Here is a 336-nt window from a genome sequence, read left to right as displayed (position 1 = left end):
CAACAGGAAGTTGCAGAAGCGCAAGTTGTTCTGCTGGTAGAGGTTGTCGACGCGTTGGCTTACCCCGAGCACTTCGACCAATACGATTTTCGCCACCAGCGGGTCCTGCATGGCCTCGAAAAACGTGGCGAGGAACTTGCGGCCTGCGTGGTGGTGTACCTGGTCGTGGTCCTGGTAGAGCTGGTTCAGGCGTTGTTCCAGGTCGTCCATGATCGATACGTACACCGCGCACAGCAGCTCTTCCGTGCCCTCGAAGGACTCGTAGAAGTACCGATCGGTGAGTTTCGCCTCGCTGCACAGGTCGCGCACGGTCGTGGCGCGGTAGCCCTGGGTGCC

At 60.1% G+C, this 336-nt stretch carries 1 protein-coding gene; it reads right to left on the bottom strand.

Translation table 11 applies throughout. The features are described 5' to 3' along the window. Positions 1-336 (bottom strand): TetR/AcrR family transcriptional regulator (locus QWI17_RS06710; RefSeq protein ID WP_302721758.1); only part of this gene is annotated, 336 nt, incomplete at both ends.

The sequence above is a fragment of the Gilvimarinus gilvus genome, from assembly GCF_030518155.1.
Classification (GTDB): domain Bacteria; phylum Pseudomonadota; class Gammaproteobacteria; order Pseudomonadales; family Cellvibrionaceae; genus Gilvimarinus; species Gilvimarinus gilvus.
The sequence above is the reverse complement of the archived record's forward strand: the minus strand, read 5'-3'. Positions and strand labels throughout refer to the sequence as shown.